The sequence below is a fragment of the Pantoea sp. KPR_PJ genome (assembly GCF_041386365.1).
In the GTDB taxonomy this organism is placed as follows: domain Bacteria; phylum Pseudomonadota; class Gammaproteobacteria; order Enterobacterales; family Enterobacteriaceae; genus Pantoea.
Genome location: NZ_JABMIK010000003.1, coordinates 40,372 through 63,639, shown reverse-complemented (window position 1 = coordinate 63,639; position 23,268 = coordinate 40,372). Strand labels below are relative to the sequence as shown.

The 23,268-nt window shown below is 58.6% G+C and carries 15 protein-coding genes and 3 tRNA genes; 4 read left to right on the top strand and 14 right to left on the bottom strand.

Annotated features, from left to right (window positions below; translation table 11 throughout):
- Nucleotides 1–20 precede the first annotated feature (20 nt).
- Nucleotides 21–1,172 carry a murein transglycosylase A gene (gene mltA / locus HP564_RS08730; RefSeq protein ID WP_371242732.1) on the bottom strand — a complete coding sequence of 384 codons (1,152 nt, stop codon included), beginning with the start codon at nucleotides 1,170–1,172 and terminating at the stop codon, nucleotides 21–23.
- A 206-nt stretch (nucleotides 1,173–1,378) separates the two neighbouring features.
- On the opposite strand from mltA, the gene HP564_RS08725 reads away from it, so the two are divergent.
- The 3 genes from HP564_RS08725 (at nucleotide 1,379) to HP564_RS08715 (ending at nucleotide 1,705) form a co-directional block, all read left to right on the top strand.
- Nucleotides 1,379–1,455 (top strand) — tRNA-Met (locus HP564_RS08725).
- Nucleotides 1,456–1,505: 50 nt separating this feature from the next.
- Nucleotides 1,506–1,582 (top strand) — tRNA-Met (locus HP564_RS08720).
- A gap of 46 nt (nucleotides 1,583–1,628) precedes the next feature.
- A tRNA-Met gene (locus HP564_RS08715) sits at nucleotides 1,629–1,705 on the top strand.
- Between the two features lie 79 nt (nucleotides 1,706–1,784).
- Here HP564_RS08715 and amiC read toward each other — a convergent pair.
- Nucleotides 1,785–3,029: an N-acetylmuramoyl-L-alanine amidase AmiC gene (amiC, locus tag HP564_RS08710; protein WP_371242127.1), complete on the bottom strand. Its 1,245-nt coding sequence runs from the start codon at nucleotides 3,027–3,029 to the stop codon at nucleotides 1,785–1,787.
- 237 nt (nucleotides 3,030–3,266) lie between these two features.
- Between amiC and argA the strand changes: the two genes are divergently transcribed.
- Entirely contained in the window at nucleotides 3,267–4,595 is a 1,329-nt protein-coding gene (gene argA, locus HP564_RS08705; protein ID WP_371242125.1) for an amino-acid N-acetyltransferase, read from the top strand.
- 26 nt (nucleotides 4,596–4,621) lie between these two features.
- Here the strand turns inward: argA and recD are convergent, their stop codons facing one another.
- From recD to rppH, 12 genes are all read right to left on the bottom strand, one after another.
- Nucleotides 4,622–6,460: an exodeoxyribonuclease V subunit alpha gene (gene recD, locus HP564_RS08700; protein WP_371242123.1), complete on the bottom strand. Its 1,839-nt coding sequence runs from the start codon at nucleotides 6,458–6,460 to the stop codon at nucleotides 4,622–4,624.
- A complete protein-coding gene (gene recB / locus HP564_RS08695) occupies nucleotides 6,457–9,993 on the bottom strand; it encodes an exodeoxyribonuclease V subunit beta (protein WP_371242121.1) in 3,537 nt (1,178 codons plus the stop codon). Before recB ends, recD begins: the two co-directional genes overlap by 4 nt.
- Entirely contained in the window at nucleotides 9,990–12,884 is a 2,895-nt protein-coding gene (gene ptrA / locus HP564_RS08690) for a pitrilysin (protein ID WP_371242119.1), read from the bottom strand. Before ptrA ends, recB begins: the two co-directional genes overlap by 4 nt.
- A 118-nt stretch (nucleotides 12,885–13,002) precedes the next feature.
- Nucleotides 13,003–16,380, bottom strand: coding sequence for an exodeoxyribonuclease V subunit gamma (gene recC, locus HP564_RS08685; protein ID WP_371242117.1), 3,378 nt, complete (start codon nucleotides 16,378–16,380; stop codon nucleotides 13,003–13,005).
- 102 nt (nucleotides 16,381–16,482) lie between these two features.
- Complete coding sequence (locus HP564_RS08680; protein ID WP_371242731.1) at nucleotides 16,483–16,737, bottom strand: prepilin-type N-terminal cleavage/methylation domain-containing protein; 255 nt, start codon at nucleotides 16,735–16,737, stop codon at nucleotides 16,483–16,485.
- Complete coding sequence (locus HP564_RS08675; protein WP_371242115.1) at nucleotides 16,706–17,173, bottom strand: DUF2509 family protein; 468 nt, start codon at nucleotides 17,171–17,173, stop codon at nucleotides 16,706–16,708. The genes HP564_RS08680 and HP564_RS08675 overlap by 32 nt, the downstream gene beginning before the upstream one ends.
- On the bottom strand, nucleotides 17,170–17,703 hold the full coding sequence (locus tag HP564_RS08670) for a prepilin peptidase-dependent protein (RefSeq protein ID WP_371242113.1): 534 nt from the start codon (nucleotides 17,701–17,703) through the stop codon (nucleotides 17,170–17,172). The genes HP564_RS08675 and HP564_RS08670 overlap by 4 nt, the downstream gene beginning before the upstream one ends.
- Nucleotides 17,694–18,164, bottom strand: a complete 471-nt coding sequence (locus tag HP564_RS08665; RefSeq protein ID WP_371242111.1) for a prepilin peptidase-dependent protein — start codon at nucleotides 18,162–18,164, stop codon at nucleotides 17,694–17,696. Before HP564_RS08665 ends, HP564_RS08670 begins: the two co-directional genes overlap by 10 nt.
- A 173-nt stretch (nucleotides 18,165–18,337) precedes the next feature.
- A complete protein-coding gene (thyA, locus tag HP564_RS08660; RefSeq protein ID WP_371242109.1) occupies nucleotides 18,338–19,132 on the bottom strand; it encodes a thymidylate synthase in 795 nt (264 codons plus the stop codon).
- Nucleotides 19,129–20,007: a prolipoprotein diacylglyceryl transferase gene (gene lgt / locus HP564_RS08655; RefSeq protein ID WP_371242730.1), complete on the bottom strand. Its 879-nt coding sequence runs from the start codon at nucleotides 20,005–20,007 to the stop codon at nucleotides 19,129–19,131. The genes thyA and lgt overlap by 4 nt, the downstream gene beginning before the upstream one ends.
- Nucleotides 20,008–20,128: 121 nt before the next feature.
- On the bottom strand, nucleotides 20,129–22,375 hold the full coding sequence (gene ptsP, locus HP564_RS08650) for a phosphoenolpyruvate--protein phosphotransferase (protein WP_371242107.1): 2,247 nt from the start codon (nucleotides 22,373–22,375) through the stop codon (nucleotides 20,129–20,131).
- 11 nt (nucleotides 22,376–22,386) lie between these two features.
- Nucleotides 22,387–22,917, bottom strand: a complete 531-nt coding sequence (rppH, locus tag HP564_RS08645) for an RNA pyrophosphohydrolase (protein WP_371242106.1) — start codon at nucleotides 22,915–22,917, stop codon at nucleotides 22,387–22,389.
- Between the last annotated feature and the right edge of the window lie 351 nt (nucleotides 22,918–23,268).

The window sequence follows — 23,268 nt, the reverse complement described above, 5'->3', positions numbered from 1 at the left end:
GTGCGGCCCGCAGAGAAAAATCAGTTTGAACCCAGTAACAGCGAACCATTATCGCCTTTTTGCGGATTACTGAACAGCGGCTGTCCGGCACCCGGTGCGGCTTTCAGCACCCAGACGCGGCCATAATGGTTATAAAAACCGGCCAGATGCGCGGCATCAGAACCAATGCCCTGATAAATATCGAAGTGCTGCCCTTTAATCGCGCCGCCGACATCCAGCGCGACCATCAGGCGCATCTCATATTTGCCGTTAAACTTGCCCTTGTCGTTTAGCTGCGGTACCTCAGCCAGCAGCGCGGTTCCCGCCGGTATGAGCGAGCGGTCTGACGCCACAGAGGCTTTTGCTACCAGCGGCACCGCGCTGGCACCGCGCACTGGCGTATAGGGCTCTGGCTTAAAAAAGACAAAGGACGGGTTCGTTTCCAGCAGCGCTCGCACTTCCTGCTCAGAGTGGGCCGCCGCCCAGTCGCGGATCGCCTGCATCGACATATCTTCACGCTTTACTTCGCCACGGTCGATCAGCTCTTTGCCAATGCTGTGGTAGGCCCAGCCGTTTTTGCCACCGTAGCCAAAGAAGGTCATGGGACGACCATCGCCAAAATCAACGTAGCCGCTGCCCTGGACATCCATAATAAAGTTATCGATCAGCGAATTGCTCCAGCCGATCACATAGCGCTCGTCCAGCGCACCGCTGTAAATAGAGGCGCGGCTTGGCAATTTCGATCCGCGCTGGCGCGGCGGCATACGGTAAATGGGATACTGGAACTCGCCCTGACGCGTATAGCGTGCCTGCACGACCGGCGTATAGTAGCCGGTGAACTGTACGTTGCCGTAGTTATCAGTCCCCTCCATCTGAAAAGCATTCAGGCCAAACTGGCGTAGCTGTCGCGTGTCAGCACCGGCCATTAGCCAGCTCTCAATGGCGCTGTAGGTCCCGGTGTGGCGGCCATAGAGCGCGGACGAGGTGGACTGTATTTGTCGCACCTGCTCGCCAAAGTCTCTGCCGTTAACGGGGCTGCCCTTGGCATTAGGCTGATTAACCAGCGCCAGCGGCTGCTCGAGCTTGCCGTCTTTATACTGCTGGCCGCGATCGGTGGGTTTGGAGCTACAACCCGCCAGCAGGGCAAAAATTGCCCCAGTAAGTGCGTACTTCGCCCAGTGTCCTTTATTCATCGCCATCTCTTATATTCATCAATGTTCGCACCGCGACGATAGCAAAGCGCCCGGCAGATTGAAATCCGTCCGCCCCTTCCTGGCTCACAGCTGTGTGATAAATAGCCATATGGAAAAAATATTCAGCAAACAGCCATCGATTTAGCGCTATATCGTAAAAAGGGGTTGCATCATCGGCGCTGCAAGGTATAGTGCGCATCCACGGACGCGGGATGGAGCAGCCTGGTAGCTCGTCGGGCTCATAACCCGAAGGTCGTCGGTTCAAATCCGGCTCCCGCAACCAACTCTTCCTGGTGAAGAGACAATGTGAAAAGTCGCAATGCGCACTACGGACGCGGGATGGAGCAGCCTGGTAGCTCGTCGGGCTCATAACCCGAAGGTCGTCGGTTCAAATCCGGCTCCCGCAACCACTCTTCTGATGAAGAGCACAGTGACAATCGCAAAGCGCAAGACGGACGCGGGGTGGAGCAGCCTGGTAGCTCGTCGGGCTCATAACCCGAAGGTCGTCGGTTCAAATCCGGCCCCCGCAACCAATCATTTAAGCACCTGAAAGGGTGCTTTTTTGTTTTTGTATCCGGTGAAACCGGGACAGCTCGCGCCATCCCCTCTGCTTTAGCGTCGCGCCAGCGCGCCACCCTTGTCAAAATACGCTTTTATACCGTGAAAAATTGCCTCGGCAACCTGCTGCTGGTAGCGGCTGGTGCGCAGCTTGCGCTCCTCTTCCACGTTGCTGATAAAGGCTGTCTCCACCAGAATCGACGGAATATCCGGCGCCTTTAGTACGGCAAAGCCCGCCTGATCGACCGTGCGCTTGTGCAGATGATTAATGCTGCCCATGCGATGTAGCACCTCTTTACCAAACTTCAGGCTGTCGTGAATCGTCTGGCGCTGCACCATATCGAACATCGTATGGTCAAGGTAGCGATCGCCACTCTTGCTGACGCCACCGATCAGATCGGATTCGTTCTGCGTCTGCGCCAGGAATCGCGCCGCCGCTGAGGTGGCCCCCCTGGTTGAGAGCGCAAAGACCGAGGAGCCACGGGCACTGCGGCTGGTAAACGCATCGGCATGTATTGAAACAAAGAGATCGGCGCGCTGCTTGCGTGCTTTGGCAACCCGCACCCGTAAGGGAATAAACACATCCTCATTGCGCGTCATATAAGCCTTCATGTTCGGCTCTTTTTCGATCAGCGCTTTGAGACGACGGCCTATTTTCAGCACGATATCTTTTTCACGGGTTTTATATTTGCCATGTGCACCAGGATCTTCGCCGCCGTGGCCAGGATCGATCATGATAATGATCGGTCTGTCACGTCCTGCCTTACCCGGCAGCGGCGCAGACGCCGGTTCATTTCGTTCTAGCTCGCCCTGGTTGTAATCTTTCAACAGTGCCAGTAGGGGATCGTCCTCGACCGTATCCTGGCCAGGAAAGAGATCGACCACCAGCCGGTGTCTGATACCGGCCACGGGTGCCAGCGTGAAGGTCTTTGGGGCCACATTGCGCTTCAGCTCCAGCACAATACGCACGGTGTTCGCGTCGAACTGCCCTACCCGTGCATTCCTGATAAAGGGATCGTTAACGCGTACCAGTTTGTCGACGCCCCTTAATACCGGGTTGAGATGCATATTTTGAATATCGATCACCAGCCGGTCAGGATGGCTGAGCGCAAACTGCTTATAGTGCAGCGGCACGTTCGATTCCAGCGTCATGCGGGAGTACGTTGATGAGGGCCAGATGCGTACGGCCACAATATGGTTTTTTGCTGCCATTCCTGCGCGGCTGACGCTCAGCAGCAATAACGCGCCCGTTCCCTGTAAAAATCGTCTGCGGGAAAAAAGGGGATTTGATTCTGACATGCCGCTCCAGCTACTCTGCTCTGCTCTGTCTAAAAAAACGCCACATCAATAAACGGCGGTGAAAACTTTAACCTGTCCCTTTGGCGAAGTCATCCTGGAAAAGCTAAATAATGCAGTCTCTTAGCGCATAGTGCATCTGAAAAAACGTAAATTTACGTCAGGTTTAGTCCTTGCAAAAGCGCCGCTAAAAGAATAAAAATACAGAAATTGCGAATAATAATTCATTGAGGGTTTGCCGTGAAGGAACGTAGTACTGAGCTGGTTCAGGGTTTTCGCCACACCGTTCCCTATATCAATGCCCACCGTGACAAGACTTTTGTCATTATGCTGGGCGGCGAAGCCATTGAGCATGAAAACTTTTCCAGCATCGTTAACGATATTGGCCTGCTGCACAGCCTCGGTATCCGCCTGGTCGTAGTGTACGGTGCCCGTCCGCAGATCGACGCCAGCCTGGCAGAACATCAGCTGGAGCCGGTATACCATAAGTACACCCGCGTCACCGACGCGCAGTCGCTGGAGCTGGTAAAGCAGGCGGCAGGACGGCTTCAGCTCGATATCACGGCACGCCTTTCAATGAGTCTGAACAACACGCCGCTCCAGGGCGCACATATCAACGTCGTGAGCGGCAACTTTATTATTGCGCAGCCGCTGGGCGTGGATGACGGTGTCGATTACTGCCACAGCGGACGCATCCGCCGCATTGACGAAGAGGCGATCCATCGTCAGCTGGACAACAATGCCATCGTGCTGCTTGGCCCGGTGGCGGTATCCGTTACGGGTGAGAGCTTTAACCTGACGTCGGAAGAGGTCGCCACCCAGCTGGCCATTAAACTGAAAGCGGAAAAAATGATTGGCTTCTGCTCTGAACAGGGCGTGACACGCCGCGACGGCGCCATTATTTCCGAACTGTTTCCAAACGACGCGCAGGCGCGTATTGATGAGATGGAGAGCGACGGCGACTATCTTTCCGGCACGGTGCGCTTCCTGCGCGGTGCAGTGAAAGCGTGCCGCAGCGGCGTGCGTCGCAGCCACCTCATCAGCTATCAGGAAGATGGCGCGCTGTTGCAGGAGCTCTTTTCCCGCGACGGTATCGGCACGCAGATTGTAATGGAGTCGAGTGAGCAGATTCGCCGCGCCACCATCAACGACATTGGCGGTATTCTGGAGCTTATCCGTCCGCTGGAGCAGCAGGGTATTCTGGTGCGTCGCTCGCGTGAGCAGCTGGAAATGGAGATCGACAAATTCACCATTATCATCCGCGACAACCTGACTATCGCCTGCGCTGCGCTCTATCCCTTTATGGATGAAAAGATTGGCGAGATGGCCTGCGTCGCGGTGCATCCGGACTATCGCAGCTCGTCGCGCGGCGAACTGCTGTTACAGCGCGTCGCCCTTCAGGCGCGACAGATGGGGCTGGAAAAGCTGTTTGTGCTGACCACACGCAGCATCCACTGGTTTCAGGAGCGCGGCTTTACGCCAGTGGATATTGAGTCACTGCCGGAGAGCAAAAAGCAGATGTATAACTATCAGCGACGCTCTAAGGTGCTGATGGCGGACCTGACCTAGGCCTGGCCCGCCGTCTGGCGGGCGCTTTACGCCAGACTCAGCCTTTCCACCAGCCCGCTACGGCGCTGGGTTTGCAGCTGAACCGCGCGCTGGAACACCGCCGGTTCGCTGTAGAGCGTCAGCCGACGGCGCGCGCGGGTAATCGCGGTATAGACCAGCTCACGCGTCAGCACCGGCGAAAACTGAGCCGGCATCACCAGCGCGGTATGTTCAAACTCCGATCCCTGCGACTTGTGCACCGTCATCGCCCAGGCGGTATCATGCGGCGGCAGTCGGCTCGGCTGTACCGCTTTTACGGAGCCGTCCGGCAGCGGGAAAAAGACCTTAAGCTGGTTCTCTGCATCGCGCAGCGTAATGCCGATGTCGCCGTTAAACAGGCCCAGCGCGCTGTCGTTACGCGTCACCATCACCGGCCTTCCCGCATACCAGCGGCTGCCTGCGACAGGACGGCGGATGCGCTGTAGCTGCACCAGACGCTGCTCAATACGCTGATTCAGCCCCTGTACGCCAAAGGGACCGTCACGCAGCGCGCACAGCAGCTGATAACGGCTGAACGCCAGCAGGACCTCCTCTACCGGCGCGCGCGACTGTACCAGTTTCAGGAAGGGCTGATACCCTTCCGCTACCGCATCGAGCATGCTCTGATAGGCTTCCCCACTCTGCAACGCCTGAAAATCAATATCCTCAAAGGCTGCGTTGATGACCGATTCCACCTCACTGGCATCGCCGAGATTGACCGCTCGCGCCAGCTGACCAATGCCCGACTTCGCATCAAAACGATAGCTGGTGCGCAGCAGGCAAATGCTGTCGCGTACCTCCGGTGCCCGTGCGTCATCGGTACCGTCGAGCGTGCACTGGGTCAGCGCCACCAACTGCTGCGCGCGCGCCAGGCTGTAGCCAGTTTCGGCGCAGCGGCAGATATCCCCCAGTACCGCACCGGCTTCTACCGACGCCAGCTGATCGCGATCGCCCAGAAAGATCACGCGCGCATGATCGGGCAGCGCCGAAATCAGCTTCGCCATCATCGACAGATCGACCATCGACGCCTCATCCACAACCAGCACGTCAAGATGCAGCCGGTTAGCGGCGTGATAACGCAGACGCTGTGTATCGGGCTGCGCACCCAACAGGCGGTGTAGCGTAGTAGCCTCGCTGGGGAAGCGCGCCCGCTCCTCTTCGCTGACCGACAGGGCCTGTAGCGCCTGACCGAGCGATTCAGTAAGACGCGCCGCCGCCTTACCGGTTGGTGCCGCCAGCTGAATACGCAGGTTGTTATGACTCAGGCGGATCATCGCCGCCAGCAGCCTGGCCACGGTTGTGGTTTTGCCGGTGCCTGGCCCGCCGGAGATCACTGCGGTTTTACGCGTCAGCGCCACGGCAGCCGCAATTTTTTGCCAGTCATCGGGGCGATCGCCAAACAGCGTGCTCAGCACGCGCTGTGCGGCGCTCACGTCCATATCAGTGAGATCGGCCTGAGCGGTAAAAAAGCGAGCCACCTGCCCTTCGCTTTGCCACAGACGGTGCAGATAGAGCCGCTCATGATTGAGCACCAGCGGCGTGGCAATTGCGCCATCACTCAGCGCCGACCAGCCAGACAAAGCCGTTTTCCAGCACGACGGTGCGCCGGCGGCGCGCCACAGCGCCTGCGCCAGTTCAGGATGGCGTCCGGCAAACAGCGTCTCCGCACGCAGATGCGCCAGCGGCAGGCAGACGTGCCCGTCGCCCGCCTCAGCACTGACGCAGGCCGCCGCCAGCAGCCGGGCTGGCTGCGAGGCATCAGCCAGCAGCCGCGCAAATTGTAGATCGAGCGGCCGCAGCAGACGTTTTTCCACCGCCTGCTCAAGCAGTGACAGGATCGCCGTCATACTTCCTCCTCTTCCTGGCGTCGAAACAGCGCATCCAGCCCGGCAACAAACGCCGCTGAAGGACGCGCAGTGAAAATCCCGTTTTGTGGCGAACGGCCATCGACCCCGCGTAGAAACAGATAAAACACGCCACCAAAATGGCGCTGGTAATCATAACCGGGCAGGCGATGCTGCAAATAGCGATGCAGCGCCAGCGTATAGAGCTGATATTGCAGATCGTAGCGGTGGTCGACCATCGCCTGCGCCATCGCCTCGGGCGTATAGGCCGTCTCGCTGTCGCCTAACCAGTTTGATTTATAATCCAGCAGATAATATTGACCGTTCCAGCGAAACACCAGATCGATAAAGCCTTTCAGCATGCCCTGAACCTGATGGAACTCAAGGCGCGGCGCTCTCGCAGAGAGTTTGTCGTGCTCGCGCATCAGCGCATCCAGCTGCGAGGCGTTAAGCGGGCGCTCCAGCGGCAGATAAAATGCCATCTCCACCAGCCGGTCACGGTTTTGCAATGCGCCCAGCGTCAGACCCTCCGGGCTCAGCGGCGTATGCAGTACGCGGTCGATCCAGGCTTCCAGCACCGGTAACCAGTGCAGCGGATAACCGTTCTGTTCCAGCTGCGTCTCCAGCAGTGCGCTGTCTGGTGGCCGGGTAAAATCGATAGACTCAAACAGGCCGTGCAGAAAAGTGCCCGGCGCCGCACCGCGCGGAAAGTGATGCGGCGTCAGCAGGTTCTCTGCCTCACCGCCCTCTTCCCCTGCCGCATCAATATCGAAGGTGGGCATCGCCTCCAGCAGCGGCGAACTGCTGTGCTGCTGCAATCCGGAGTAGCTGGTAACGCGCCAGGCATCGCGCAGGTCGCGTGTCACCTGGCGGCTGCTGAGCGCATCGTCGGGCGGCGCCTTTTCTCGCCAGTTTTCGCCGGGGAGCAGCGCGTCGTCCACCACCTCGGTGTCACCCTCCGCCAGCGTCGACAGGCAGGCTCGTAGTCGTGCTGCGTCACCGCTTTCGCCCTGCTGCACCAGATAACCCAGCGCACTCTTATGCAGATCGCTGTCGCCCTCCTTTTTGCGCGCGCCTTTAAACAGCGGCGCGATACCCACGCTACAGTGAAATACTGAACGCGTTAAGGCGACATAGAGCAGACGCAGATCTTCGGCCAGCCGCTCCTGTTCCGCCAGCGCCATACTCTGCTCATCGCCCTGCACGTCAAGCAGCGTCGCAAAGCTTTCGCGATCGTGATACAGGGCGCTGGCGGCCTCACGAAAACCTGCCGCGAAAGGCAGCCAGACCAGCGGATACTGTAATCCTTTGGATTTGTGAATCGTGACGATCTGCACCAGGTGACGATCGCTTTCCAGGCGCAGCTGTTGATCCGCCGACTGGCTGTTGGGCCGGGCAATCTGCTGGGCAAGATAACGCACCAGCGCATGGGGGCTGTCGAGCTGCGTTGAGGCTTCCTGCAGCAGTTCACCCAGATGCAGCAAATCAGTTAGCCTGCGCTCGCCGTTTTCTGACGCCAGCATATTTTCTGCCAGCTGCCGCTGATTCATGACGTCGCGCAACATCGGCAGGACACCACGTTGATGCCACAGCTGCTGCCAGCCAGCGAAGCGCTCGACCAGCGCATCCCACTCCCGTTCGTTCTGACTAAGCCTGTCCAGCGAGGCGGCATCGATCGCAAAAACAGAGGTCGCCAGCGCGCTACGCAGCAGGCGCTCCTGCTCAGGTGCCTGTACCGCCTGGAGCAGCCACAGCAGTTCGCGCGCTTCTGGCGTGGTATAGACGCTGTCGCGGTTAGAGAGATAGACCGATGGAATCGACAGACCATTTAGCGCATCCCTGATCAGTCCGGCTTCGTTACGGCTGCGCACCAGTACGGTAATATCGGACGCCTGTACCGGACGCAGATTATCGCCTTTGCCCAGTAGCGCGCGCCCCTGCTGTCCGGCAACCAGCCATCGGCTGATGTCGGCGGCGCACTGCTGCGCCATAAACTGCTGATAATCGCTGACGCCTGCCCCGTCGCCGGGCTGCACCCAGAAGCGCAGCGCCGCCTGCGGCTGATTATCTTTCAGCAGCCGCAATTGCTGATTGGGCCCGGCGGGATTGACCGGCAAAAACGGGATCGCAGAGAAAAGAAAAGGCGACGCCATCCGGGCAAACAGACGATTCACGCTCTGTACCATGCCTGGCGACGACCGCCAGTTGGTGTCGAGCGTATAGTGGGCGCTCACCTCACTGCGCGCGCGCAGGTAGGTAAAGATATCCGCGCCGCGAAACGCGTAAATGGCCTGTTTGGGGTCACCGATAAGCAGCAGCGCCAGCTCTGGCTGATTAAGGTAAAGCGTGCGGAAAATGCGGTACTGCTGTGGATCGGTATCCTGAAACTCATCGATCAGCGCAACCGGAAAGCGGCTGCGGATCGTGTCGGCCAGCAGCGCACCGCCCGGCTGCTGCAGTGCCTCGTCCAGACGGCTGAGCAGATCGTCAAAGCCGAGTAAGGCACGCAGGCGCTTCTCTTTTCGCACCGCGTCGCGCACTTCCACCAGCGCACGGGCAATGACCAAATCACGCAGCGAGAGCGGCTCGGCAAGAAAAGCGTCGATCGCCTCAAACAGCGGATGGTGCGGCGGTTCACCCTTTTTGGTTTTCTCCACCAGAACGCGCTGGGCGAAACGCTCCAGCTCTTTCGGGAAGAGATAATCTACCGTTTCACTGTTGGCCCACTGAGTGATCTTCGCTACCCAGAGCGGCAGATATTTACTGCTGTAGCTGCGCTTATCGACGCCAGACTGGCTGACGATGCCTTCAACTTCATCGCTCACTGCCTGCCACTGTTGCTTGATGGCCGTAACGCGCGCCAGGTTAGTGGCGTGGCGTGTCGCCAGCGTTTCATCATCGGCAGGGGGGCGTTTCAGCCGCGGCGATTCGCCCTGTAGCCAGGGCCGCAGGGTGGTTAACAGACTTTCCGGGCCAGTCCATTCAGCAATAATGGCGCGCGCCACGTCCAGCGTCAGGGGATAACAGTGGCGTCGCCAGAAATCTGCCGTCGCCTGTTTAAACAGCGCGGCTTCATCTTCAATCAGCTCCTGCTCAAACAGCATGCCTGACTCAAAGGCATTCAGGTTGAGCATGCGCTGGCAGAAGCCGTGAATGGTAAATATCGCCGCCTCATCCATCTGTCGCTCGGCCGCCAGCAGCAGTGAAGCGGCCTGCGGGAGGTCGGCAATCTGCTCCAGCAGCTGCGCCAGCACGGGACTGCTGCTGGCACCACGCACACAGGCGAGCCGCAGCTCATGAATATTTTCTCGAATACGGCCGCGTAGCTCTGCGGTGGCGGCTTCGGTAAAGGTCACGACCAAAATTTCTTCAACCGACAGCGGCCGGCTATAGGCGTTCTCCTCGCCCAGCCCCAGCAGCAGGCGCAGGTAGAGCACGCCAATAGTGAAGGTTTTGCCGGTTCCCGCTGAAGCCTCAATCAGACGCTCGCCGCGCAGCGGTAGCGTCAGAGGATTCAGCGACTCAGGGTAACTCATTGTGTCTCACTCTTAACCGGTAGCGACTGTTGCAGCTTCGCCACCTCACTCCAGGTTTTCCAGCCCGGCAGCTGCGCAAAGGCCATTTTGCCCGCGCTGTTGCCGGCAATTTGCGAGGTCATTGCCATGCCCTCTTCTTGCATCACGGCGCGATGGAAGAAATCTGCCAGCGCGTCAGGCGTCAGCTGCTGGATTTGTGCAATGACTCTTTGCCGTGTATCAAAGGCATAATTCTGGCGGTCAAAATCGCGGCCAAAGCGTGCCGCTTCTTCATCAAGGGTTTGTGGCCGCTGTTTAAGCTGATTGATCATCGCCTGCTGGTACTGGGCGAAATCATTCGGCGACATAGTGCGCAGTCGTTTTTCCGCCTGGGGATAGAAAGCCTGATAGCGCTGCAGCAGATAAGCGGGCTGCTTGCTGTTGCTCTGCAGCAAAAAACCGATCCCCCACTGACGGCCAATCGCCATCTGGAACGCAAACACCGCATAGCCAAGCTGCTCTTCGGTACGCAACTGGTTATAGAACCAGGGCTGCACAATCTGACTCAACATTGAGCTGTTCGCCATGCTCTGATATTCGTCATAGCCCAGGGGCACGTAGAGCGCTGCCAGCGCCGAATCGGTGCTGCTCCCCGCTTTCTGCAGATTGGCCTTCAGCGGCTCAGCAAAAGAGACGTAGTTGTTGCGCCAGAGACGGGTGCCCTGGGTTTGCATCTGCTGCTTCAGCTCGCGTCCAAGCTGGGTCACGCTGTCGGCGCTGAGGTTGCCCACGACCAGCAGTTCAGGCGTCGCATCATGGATCAGATTGTTGCGATACGCCACCACCTCGTCGAGCGTGATCGCTTTCACCAGCGCGCGACGCGTCTCACGCTGCGTATAGGGCAGCTGTGACAACATCTGCATCGGCTGGATAGCCAGCTCAAATGCCTTACCTTTGTCTGCTGCATCCAGCTGATCGCGATACCAGGACTTCGCCTGCTCCAGCTGCGGCGCAGTTGGCTGAAACGTAGCATAGCCTTCCACCAGCTTTTTCAGCAGCGTCGGCAGTCGCTGGGTAAAACCGCTGGCGCTGAATACCAGCCCATCATTTTCACTGGTAGAAAAGCTGATGCCCCCGACCGACGCCTGCGAGTTCAGCTCATCCAGCGCCAGGCTGGAGAGGTAGTCATTCAGGCCAAACAGCACCTGCTGGCGGGCATCGCTGATAGCATGCTGATTGCGTAGCGCCAGCACAATCGACGCTTTTGGCTCACTGGCGTAGTAGCGGCTGGGCATCCAGTATGCGGGCATGGTGTCTTTGTCGACGGGCAGCGCCACCGGATGGGTGTAGGTTTTACCGTCGCCGGGGATCAGGGTGAAATCGTCGGGAATATAGGGGTTTAGCGCGGGCATCGACAGCCGGATCTGACTCGCACGCTGCTGCCAGTCGGCAAAAGTGGCGTCAGGAATGCGATCGACCTGATAGGGCGCGTTAACAAAATAGGCTTCTTTATTATGCGGCTCTTGCGGGCTGATATACCAGATGCGCGCACGTTGCGGCGTCATCTCATCAAGGCGCGCCTTGATCGCTGCCGCGTCATAGTCGTCGGCCAGATAGGGCGCATCCAGCGTATGCTCGACCGGTACGCGCAGCATGGTATCCGCCAGCCATTCAATGTAGTCCATGTCGCGCGTTAGCGAAGGGTAGCGGAAATCGAGCGCCAGTACGTGAGAAACCTCATCGAAATAGCGTTTGTCGATGCCCTGTTCACGCAGCATAGCGATATAGCTAAAAATCGCCGCGACCACCTCGTCGCGCTGCGCCAGGCCTTTATCCGTCAGCGAGGCCGTAATAGCAAAGACGCCACTGCTGCGCTCGCTCATGGGATCCGCTCCGGCATTTACCCCGTCAGCCAGCCCCTGCTTTTGTAGCCAGTCAGCCAGCGTGTTTTTACTGCGGTTGCCAATCAGATAGCTGATCAGCGTATCGGTTTTGCTGCGAAAGCGATCGCTGTTATTGGCGATACGAAACTCGATCTTCAACTGCTTGCGCGGCTGTGCTGGAACATAGTGAATAATGATGCCGCGCTGGGCATCAGTCACCACCGGCGTGTCGATGGCCGGCACTGCTGCATCATGACGGGCAATATGACCAAAGGTTTTGGCCGCGATTTGTGCCATTTCCGGCAGCGGTTTATTGCTGTAGATCACCGCTTTCATCAGGTTGGCAGAGTAGTGGGTCTGATAGAACGTCGCCAGCGCATCCAGCAGTTTGCTGCCAGGTTTATCTTTCAGCGTGTCGAGGTTGCCGCCAGAAAAACGTGCGCCAGGGTGCGCCGGATTCAGCGTCTCAGCCCCCACCTGTGCCATACGCAGCCCGTCGCGCGAGCGCGCCATCGTGAGCTCGGCATTGACGGCATTACGTTCACGATCGGCGTTGACCGGATCGAGCAGCGGCGCGGCCAGCGCATCCGCCATACGATCGACAGCGGGTTCCAGCGCGTCGTTTTCCACCTCAAGGTAGAAGGCGGTGCGGTAGGAGGCTGTGCTGGCGTTGTGGCTGCCGCCATGCTTTTTCAGAAACTCGGCAAGGTTGTCTGGCTGCGGATAGCGCTTCGATCCCATCAACACCATATGCTCAAGAAAGTGTGCCAGTCCCGGCTGGCTGTCAGGATCGTCCAGCGAGCCGATTGGCAGCGTCAGGGCCGCCAGCGACTTGGGAGCCTGCGCATCGGAGACCAGCAGTACAGTCAGGCCGTTATTTAACCTGATAGCCTGATACTGGCGCGGATCTTTTTCGCTCTTGCGAATGGTCTCGTTGACCGGCTTCCAGCCTGTGGTCGCCTCTGCCAGCGCGGCGCAGGCCGTCAGGCTCAACATCAGCGCCGCTATGCAGCGAGCGTATCTACGCATGTAAACCCCTTCTGTTACCCCTGTCACTGCGCTGCCAGGCAGACGCAGCCGGAAATAATGCAAACTGACATAACGGTGTTATATGGCGTCGACGCGTCAAATCCTGTCGAACGGCCTGCTATTCATCATCCTGGTGGGCCTGCAATACCGGCAGATACCAGCGTTGCGCAGCCTCGGTGATTTCTGTAATTTGCGCTTCATTTAGCACGCGGCACAGCCGCTGCAGATAGGGATCGCCACCCTCGCCTTCCTGCTGATAGCCGCCGGTCCAGGCCTGTAGCAGACGGTTGCGCGCTTTCACCTGACTGGCGTCATCGAGCAGCAGCTGCTGCGTTTTTTTGTCATAGCTGGCTGTCAGCCAGGCCCCCCCACTCTTGTTCAGCAGCATCAGCGGACGCGACATGCCCTGTTTATACCCCTGCATATAGTCCGTCAGGCGTGCCTCAGCCTCCTGCTGGGCAACGACCGGAAAACGCCAGCGGCTGTTTTCTCTCCCCACCATGCGGCTTTCGCCACTGCCGCCCAGCGCACAGTAGATCAAATGCTCCAGCCAGAGCAGCAGGCCGTCGTTGATATTGAGGACGCCAGGACGCCAGCGCAGCAGTCCATCGCGCTGAACCTGGGTCAGCCAGCCGGTCAGTAACACGCCGTCGAGCGACAGATTAACCTCCCAGCTTTCCCCCTCGCTGCGCTGCTCGACCACCGCCGCCGCAACCTCCTGCATCTCTTCCTGCTGCGCCTGCCAGAAGAGCTCGCCAAATGCGCCGTAAGGCAGGTTACCTGCCGCCCGGTGCAGCGCAAAAAGCCGCTGCGTATCTTCACCTTCCACCAGCGCATTCAGCAGCTCGGCATTGATCTGATAGCGCTCCAGGCTGTCGAGCGCAAAAGGCTCGTTATCAGCCAGCTCCGTCTCCTCCAGCCAGAAGGTTACGCCGAGCCGCTGATGAAACCAGGCGCGCACCGGATGTCGCCAGAAACGCAGGAACTGCTCGCAGGAGACAGATTCCAGTGCTGACAGCGGCAGCGGCTGCACAAACTCGGGCTGCGCCTCACCTTTACCCTGAGCAGCGGGCAGCCATTCGCGTGCAAAGCTGTGGCAGCGTGCCTGTGGCTGAAAATTCTCAGCGGCAAACGGCATACGGCTGTGCAGATGCTGAATATGCTGCTGCACGCGCTGCGCGCTGGTATCCAGCTCCTGTTCCTCGTCGCCGGGCAGGCAGAAACTCTGTCCGATGTAATCCAGCAGCTCTGTGACCAGCACGGAGGGATAGCGTTCCGTATTATCCTGAATGGCGCGGCCAATGTAGCTGATATAAAGACGGTCCTGGGCCGAGAGCAGCGCCTCAAGAAACAGATAGCGGTCGTCGTCGCGTCGGCTGCGATCGCCTTTACGTGTCTGCTGCTGCATCAGGTCAAAGCCCGGCGCGGGCAAGGTGCGCGGATAGACGCCATCGTTCATGCCAAGCAGACAAACCACGCGGAAAGGGATCGAGCGCATCGGCATGAGCGTACAGAAGTTGATTTGCCCGGCGAGAAAGCGCTGACTGATGCGCTGCTGATCGAGACGCGCGCGCAGGTCGTCGCGCAGCAGCGTCACTGGAATAGCGGCTTCATAGCGCGCGGCCTGGCCATACTCAATCAGCAGCTTCCACTGCTCTTCCACCAGCAGCAACGCGGCTTCCGCTTCAGCATCGCCGTGGAAGAAGTCATTGATCATTTCGCGACAAAGCGGCAGCCACCCCTCCAGTGGACGTGCCTCGGCAAGCCGTGCACGCCAGTGGTTAAGGCGCGTCAGCAGCTCTGCCAGATGCCCGGCCAGTTCACCCACCAGCCCGCTCGATTCGTCGTAGGGCAAAATGCCCTGCCAGTCACCGTGGTGGCTCTCCATCGCATAGCCCAGCAGCATACGCTCCAGGCCAAAACGCCAGGTGTGCTGTCCGGTGACCGGCAGCGCCAGCGCCTCGGCGCTGTCGTCGTCCAGTCCCCAGCGCACGCCCGACTCGTCTACCCAGCGGCGCAGCAGGCGCAGTCCGCTCTCATCCACGGAGAAACGGTTCGCCAGCGCCGGTACCTCCAGCAGTGCCAGCACATCCTCTGCGGCAAAGCGGCTGTCCGGCAGCGCCAGCAGGCTTAAAAAAGCGAAGATTGCCGGATGCGCCTGACTGGCACGGCGGTCAGAGATAGAAAAAGGCAGATAGCGGTCGGTGGGTGCGTTGGCAAACACCGCCTGTATAAAGGGCGCGTAGCTGTCGATGTCCGCTACCATCACGATAATATCGCGAGGTTTAAGCGAGGGATCGGCCTCCATCATGGCCAGCAGATGATCCTGAAGCACCTCCACCTCACGCTGCGGACTGTGGCAGATCTGCACGCTAATGGATCGATCGTCGGGATCAAGCAGGCGCTTGTTGCCGCTGTAGGCCAGCTCCTCAGCGTTCAGCCCCAGCACCGCATTGTCCTGCAAGTACAGCAGATCGTGCTGCATGGCATGCAGCACATTATCTGCTTCGATCTCGACAAAGGCATCGACGTCATCCGCCTCCTCCATCTGGCTGAGCAGGAATAAATTGTCGCGCCCCAGCTTGCCCCAGGAGGCCAGCAGCGGGTTGCTGAGCTGCTGCTCGCCTTCAGCGTTAAATCGTGCGGGAGCCTCCTGCGGATCGCTGAAAAGATCGCGCGCCTCTTCGCTGTCATGGCGACGGCGCTGGCGGCTCTGTAGCTTCGCCAGAAAAGCGTAATCCTGAATATCACCCCAGTAATCACGGCAGGGATTGGTAAAAAGCAGGTGAATATCAATATGGCGGCCCAGCGCCTGTAACGCCTGCAGATAGACCGGCGGCAACGCGGAGATACCACAGATAAAGACACGCTTTGGCAGGCTGGCGGGCGTTTGCTGCGCCTGCTCCAGCGTCTGGATAAAGCGCGCATAGAGGTTCGCGCGATGCCATTTTGGCTGGCCCAGCGCCTCGGTGTAGGCCACCAGATCGCGCCACAGGGCGGACTGCCACAGCTGGGCATCGCCTAATCCCTCGATCAGCCCGCCCTGCTCCCAGCGGTTCAGCCAGTCGGCGCGATAGACCAGATACTGGTCAAAGAGATCGGCCACGCGGGAGCAGAGCTGGAACAGCTTGCGCTTGTCGCTGTCGTCATGCAGGTAGTGGCGCAGAGAAGCAAAGGCGTCCTGCGTCAGCAGTTCAGGCAGGCGATGCATCAGTTTCCAGCTCATGCTGGCTTTGGTGAAGGCGCTTTCCGCAGGGATGTCTGGCAGGACGCGCACAAACATATCCCAGATAAAGGAGGCGGGTAGCGGAAATTCAATATTAGCGGCGATACCAAAGGTTTGCGCCAGTTCCATCTGTAACCACTGCGCCATGCCGGGGCTCTGCACCAGTACGGTTTCAGCCGCGAAGGGATCGCTGAGTGGGTCATGTTCTATCACCGCTGCCGCGAGAATCTTCAGAACATCGAGCTGGTTTGAGTGATAAACGTGAAACATGAAAACTCCTGTGGTGACACTGTCTGGCGCGGCAAAGCGGCAGACTGGTCACTCTACCGCGTATCGCAAGGGTTGCCCATAGCCCGCCAGGGTTTTTGCCTCTCAGCAACGTAAACGGATCAGCGTAGCGTGCGCCTGATACGCGCCGCTGACGTCGGCGCGCTCCAGCGTGCAGCCAGCGAGTGAGATGTCTGGCACCAGCGAGGTTTGCCAGCCCGCGACCTCATGGCCCAACAGACGCTGTGCGGCGACGCGCACCGCGACGCGCTGCTGCCACTGCTGGTGGACACTCTGCGTCAGGGCGCGATGATACTGGAGCAGTGCGCTAACGCTCATGGCCAGCAGCAGCAGGGCCAGCAGCGTCTCCGGCAGGGTAAAGCCGCGCTGCCTGACGGCACAAGGTGACCGTGGCGAGCGGGCAGTAATCGATCCAGCCGTGCGGCAACGGTTTAAGCTGACTCCCCTCTTTCGCCACCCAGCGCCACAGCGCCAGCTCACTCTCTGCCGCCCGGCCATTAAGCAGTGCCCGTTCATCACTGACCTCCTGTAAACAACTTATCCAGCCCCGTTGTCGATCCTGCTGGCAACCTTGCGCCTGTGATGCTGGCCAGCGCTGCCTCAGGCCCCACTGTAGCGCCGACTGTGCCGCCCAGAAGTCTTGAATATGCTGGCGCTCATCAGCCACCAGCGCCACGCTCTGTGCCAGCCTCTCCCGGCTCGCATGCAGCGTCAGGCTCCCCATCACCAGGAGCATCACCACCATGCCCAGTGCGCCAGTGCCTCTCTGACTCACAAATTCTCTCCTTCCACCCAGCTCTCCAGCGTCTCCAGCCACCGTCCGGCGCGCCCTGCCAGCCGCAGCTTGACCAGCCTGCCTGTGCGCTCAACGCTGAATTGTTCGATAGTCAGGAAGGCGGGATCGGTCAGGCGTTCCCAGCCTGCTCCCTCGCATGCGTCGACGCCGCGCTGGATTTCCAGCTGTTTTTGCCGCAGGCGGAAGCCGTAATAGTCGCTTGACCCGTGCGAGACAGGTTCCCATTTGCCATTGCTGTTGTCGTCCCAGCGCAGCAGCAGACAATCAGCGGAGATGATGAGCATGGTCGTGCCACAGTTGCCGTTGCAGTAGCCCGCACGGCGCACCGCCTTCTCCAGCGTCTGCATCAGCTGTTGTAGCTCTTCCCGCAGCTGAACACGCTGTTGCTGGCGCAGGTTTTCGCCGATAAGCAGCGGCAGAAAACGGCCCGCGCTCAGCATCACGACGGCGCTCAGCGCCATCGCTATGACCGCTTCCAGCAGGCTAAATCCGGCGCTCGCTAGTCGCATCTCTCTTCCTCCGGCTGGCAAAGTCGAATACGTGCACGCGCAGAAATTATGAGGCTCAGCCTGCCGCTGGCGTTGCTGAAGGTCAGGCTACCCGCCTTTGCCATATTGTGTCGGCCATAGAAGCCGGGTTCCCCCCGCAGGCCGGTAACATTCACGTCAGGGTAAGGCGAGACGAACTGCAGCGTTTTGCCGCGTTCACAGCTCCCGCTGGGTTTAGGGCCGCTGCCCAGACACCAGCGATCGCCTGGAAGCAGCCAGAGCACGCGATCCTGATTTTGCCAGTTAGCCTGAGCGCGCAGGCGCAGCAAAAAGCTCTGAAGCTGCCGGGCGGTTTCCCACAGCTGCTGTCGCTGCTGCCAGCGCTGCCATCCCTGCAGGGCACTCAGGCTAAGCATGCTGACGATAACCAGCACAAACAGCAGCTCCGGTAAGGTAAAGCCATAGTGACGTTCTGTTTTCATGCCGCTACTCTGCAACCTGGCGGTCGGTACCGCCAGCGGCATTGTTTAAGCGTGCGTAGAGGTTTCCAGTAAAGGCTTGCGCGTTGCCGCACACCGCAAAATCGTGCGAGGCGGGGCACAAAAAAAGCCCCGGCGAGCGGAGCTGCGCCGGGGCTTTTATTGCCGGTTCGAGGTTATACCGCGACCGGTGCCTTAATAGCAGGATGGGGATCGTAGCCCTCAATCTCAAAATCGTCGAAGCGGTAGTCGAAAATGGAGTCGGGTTTACGCTTAATCACCAGCTTCGGCAATGCACGCGGCTCGCGCGTCAGCTGCAGGCGCGCCTGTTCCAGATGGTTACTGTAGAGATGAGTATCGCCGCCAGTCCAGACAAAATCGCCGACCTGTAAATCGCACTGCTGCGCCACCATATGCACCAACAGCGCATAGCTGGCGATATTGAATGGCAGACCGAGGAAAATGTCGCATGAGCGCTGGTAGAGCTGGCAGGAGAGCTTGCCATCCGCGACGTAAAACTGAAAGAAAGCGTGGCACGGTGCCAGCGCCATCTCATCCAGTTCGCCCACGTTCCACGCCGACACGATAATGCGGCGTGAATCGGGGTCCCGCTTCAGTTGCTCAATCACCTTCGCAATCTGGTCGATCTCTTCGCCTTTTGCGCTGCCCCAGCTGCGCCACTGCTTGCCATATACGGGACCAAGGTCACCCTTCTCGTCAGCCCACTCGTCCCAGATAGTGACCTTGTTCTCTGTCAGATAGCCGATATTGGTCTCACCTTTCAGGAACCACAGCAGCTCGTGAATAATGGAGCGCAGGTGCACTTTTTTGGTGGTCACCAGCGGAAAACCGTCTTGCAGGTTGAAACGCATCTGGTGGCCAAAAATCGACAGCGTGCCGGTGCCGGTGCGGTCAGATTTTGGTGTGCCTTCGTTCAGCACGTGTTGCATCAGGTCCAGATACTGTTTCATTTTACCTCTCGAGTGTGTTGCTGTGGGCGACGATACGCCCAGACCATCATAATGATGCCCGCCAGAATCATCGGAATGGAGAGGATTTGCCCCATACTGACGCCGCCTTCAAACAGGCCAAGCTGCGCATCCGGCTGGCGGAAAAATTCAACGATAATGCGAAACGCGCCGTAGCCGATCAGGAACAGACCGGAGACGCTGCCCATCGGGCGCGGTTTGCGGATAAACAGATTCAGAATAATAAACAGCACCACGCCTTCCAGCATCAGCTCATAGAGCTGCGACGGATGACGCGGCAGCACGCCATAAGTGTTTAGCAGTTCCTGATAGCGCGGGTTATTCACCGCCAGCGCCACATCTTCGCTGCGCGAACCGGGAAAGAGCATGGCAAATTTAAAGTCAGGCGCGACGCGGCCCCACAGCTCACCGTTAATAAAGTTGCCGAGACGGCCAGCACCCAACCCAAACGGAATCAGCGGCGCGATAAAGTCAGAAACCTGAAAAAAGGTGCGTTTGGTACGGCGTGCAAAAATCAGCATCACAACGATAACGCCGATCAGCCCGCCGTGGAACGACATGCCGCCATCCCAGACTTTAAACAGATAGAGTGGGTTATCGAGAAACAGCGGCAGGTTGTAGAACAGCACATAGCCAATACGTCCGCCGAGGAAGACGCCGAGGAACCCTGCATAGAGCAGGTTTTCAACCTCCTCTTTTTTCCAGCCGCTGCCAGGTTTGTTGGCGCGGCGAACCGCCAGCCACATGGCAAAAACAAAGCCTACAAGGTACATCAGTCCGTACCAGTGCAGCGAAACCGGTCCGATGGAGAAGATCACCGGATCGAACTGCGGAAATGCGATATAGCCGTTATTCATCATTCACCATTCAATTTTCAGCCCTGAAAAAAGCGGGCGCCAGGCGGATATGTCAAAGGCTGCGCATCATAGCACAGCCTGGTTTTTTACTGAGAAGCGTAAATGTAAACGAGGATAACGCTCAACGCCCGCCGCGGATCAGACCGCCTAGTCCGCGCCGCTCCATAAAAGCGGCCACCAGATGGCGAACTTCGGACGCAGTATGGGCATTTAGCCCCTGCTCGCTGAGTTTCTGCGTTTCCTCTTTATCCAGATGGCGCAGCAGATATTTCACGCGCGGCACGTTCTTGCCGTTCATGCTGAGATGGTGATAGCCAAGCCCAACCAGCAGCGCGACGCACATCGGATCGCCAGCCATTTCACCACAAAGACAGAGTTCCAGATTCGCCAGACGGGCTTCGGTAGCGATAGTGTGCAGCGCGCGCAGCATGGCGGGATGCAAGGCGTCGTAGAGATTCGCCACGCGCGTATTGTTGCGATCTACCGCCATCAAATATTGCGTCAGGTCGTTAGTGCCGACCGAGACAAAATCGACGCGCGACTGTAGCTGCGGGATCATAAACAGCATCGACGGCACTTCGATCATGACGCCGACGCGCGGTTTAGGGATCGCGTAGCCCAGCATCTCCTCGACTTCACGCCCGGCGCGCTGGATCAGCCGCACCGCATCGTCGATCTCATCAATGTGGCTGATCATCGGCAACAGAATGCTCAGATTACCGGAGGCAGCATTGGCACGCAGCATCGCGCGCACCTGCACAAGGAAAATTTCCGGCTGATCCAGCGTCAGGCGAATACCGCGCCAGCCCAGACAGGGGTTCTCTTCGCTGATCGGCATGTAAGGCAGCTGCTTGTCAGCTCCCACATCCAGGGTGCGTAGCGTAACCGGCTTGTTGTGAAACAGCTGTAGCATCCCCTGATACTGCGCAACCTGCTCTTCCTCTGAGGGGAAGCCATTTTGCAGCATAAAGGGGATTTCTGTGCGGTAGAGGCCGATGCCATCGACCCAGCTGTCGAGCGTCTGCTCATGCTCCGGGCTCAGACCGGCATTGAGCATCACCTGAATGCGTTCACCGCTTTGTAGCTCGCCCGGCTGATCGACCACCCCCTCCGCCATCTTGCTCAGCGCATTCTCTTCGCTGATTAAGCGCTGATACTCCTGCACCAGCACCGGCTCAGGATCGATCAGCAACTCGCCGCGATAGCCGTCAACAATCAGCAGGCGCTTATTTAGCTGCGCAGGCAGGATATCCGCGCCCATAACCGTGGGAATGCCCATGGCGCGCGTCAGAATGGCGGCGTGCGAGTTGGCCGCACCGTCACGCACCACGATGCCCGCCAGCCGCTCATGCGGCAGTTCAGCCAGCGTGGTAGCGGTAAGCTCATCAGCCACCAGCACAAAGCGCTCCGGCCAGGCGTTAGTCCCCACCAGCGAATCGTCGAGATGGAACAGCAGGCGCTGCCCCAGCACGCGCAGATCGCCCGCCCGCTCGCGCAGATAGCTGTCGCTGAGGCTGGCGAACTGAGCGGCAAATTTCTCTATAACCTTTTTGACCGCCCATTCAGCGACCGATCCGCGTTCGATCTCTTCGAAAAGATCTTTTTTCAGCCGCGCATCCGTTAACAGGTGGGAGTAGAGGTCGAAGATGGCCGCACTCTCTTTCTGCACGCCAGCGGCAAAGCGCTTACTGAAGCGGCGAAATTCGCTGGCGGCTTCGCTCATCGCCAGCACCAGACGCTCACGTTCACGCTGAACGTCCAGCGTAGAGGCGGCTGACACCTGATCCAGCAGCGGCTGGGTTTCATCCACCCAGCCCGGCGCGACGGCCACGCCTGGCGCGGCCGCAATGGCGCGCACCCGCGTCTGGCGGAACTGACCAAACAGCTGACCGAGCTGCGACTGCGACAGCAGAGCAGCCATCTGCGTCGCCAGAGTCACCAGGAAAGATTCTTCGCTTTCGTCAAACTGACGGTGTTCGCGCTGCTGGACCACCAGCACGCCCAGCAGCTGTCGTCGGCTAATGATCGGCACGCCGAGGAAAGAGCGATAGCGCTCCTCTTTAACGGCAGGAATATATTTGAAGCTGGGATGGCTTTGCGCGTCAGCCAGGTTGATAGGTTCAGCGAGCCGCCCCACCAGGCCGACGATCCCTTCGTCGAACGCCAGCGTAACGGTGCGGCCACGCGGTTTTTTCAGACCCCGCGTAGCCATCAGGTAGTAGCAATGGTGTTCATGATCCGCCAGGTAAACGGAGCACACTTCGGTGTCCATCGCCAGGCAGATCTCATTGACCAGAATGTCGAGCGCGTCAGTCAGACGCGGCGCGCTCGCCACCTTTTCTACTATTTCGCGCAACTGAGTGAGCATAAGAGCGTGGCCTATCCTCTTTTCCGTCGATGGGCTGGCGCACTGCGCGGCTGCCCTGCACTCTCCTGCATCGACATCACCACGCCAGCGAATTCCTTCATGACGCGGCGATACACATCGCGTTTAAAGGAGACAACCTGACGCACCGGATACCAGAAGCTCACCCAACGCCAGCCATCAAACTCCGGCGTGCTGCTGTGTTGCACATTGATATCCGCGTCATTGCACATCAACTGCAGAAGAAACCACTTTTGTTTCTGGCCGATACACACCGGCTTTGTATCCCAACGCACCAAACGTTTTGGCAATTTGTAGCGCAACCAGTTACGGGTAGATGCAAGTATTCGAACATCTTTACGGTGTAAACCCACTTCTTCGAACAGTTCGCGATACATCGCCTGTTCAGCGGTTTCACCGGGATTGATGCCTCCCTGAGGAAACTGCCAGGAGTGCTGTCCAAAGCGCCTGGCCCACAACACTTGTCCTTGCCTGTTACAGATTACGATACCAACATTCGGGCGGTAGCCATCATCATCGATCACTGGACTACCTCAAAGCTAAATTTGAATAGCCTGATTGTTTCACACTCCTCACAGGCGGTAAACCACTGGATTGACGGGGAGAACACCAGAGAAAACCTGGATAACTCACAGGATCGCCTAAAGTTATAAACAATAATGCACGCAAAGGGGCGATCTTATTCACGTTTTCTGTGGATAGCTTTGTGCAGAACACGGGAATTAGCTGAATAAACTTTTATGCCCCCGGCGCCCTCACCGCACAAAAAATTAAATTTTATTGCGATAAAACAGCGTATTAAACCACTCTTATTCAGAACATCTGCGCCTGATTTTTTTGGAATTATCCCATGCACCGCGCAACTGGTTAAATAT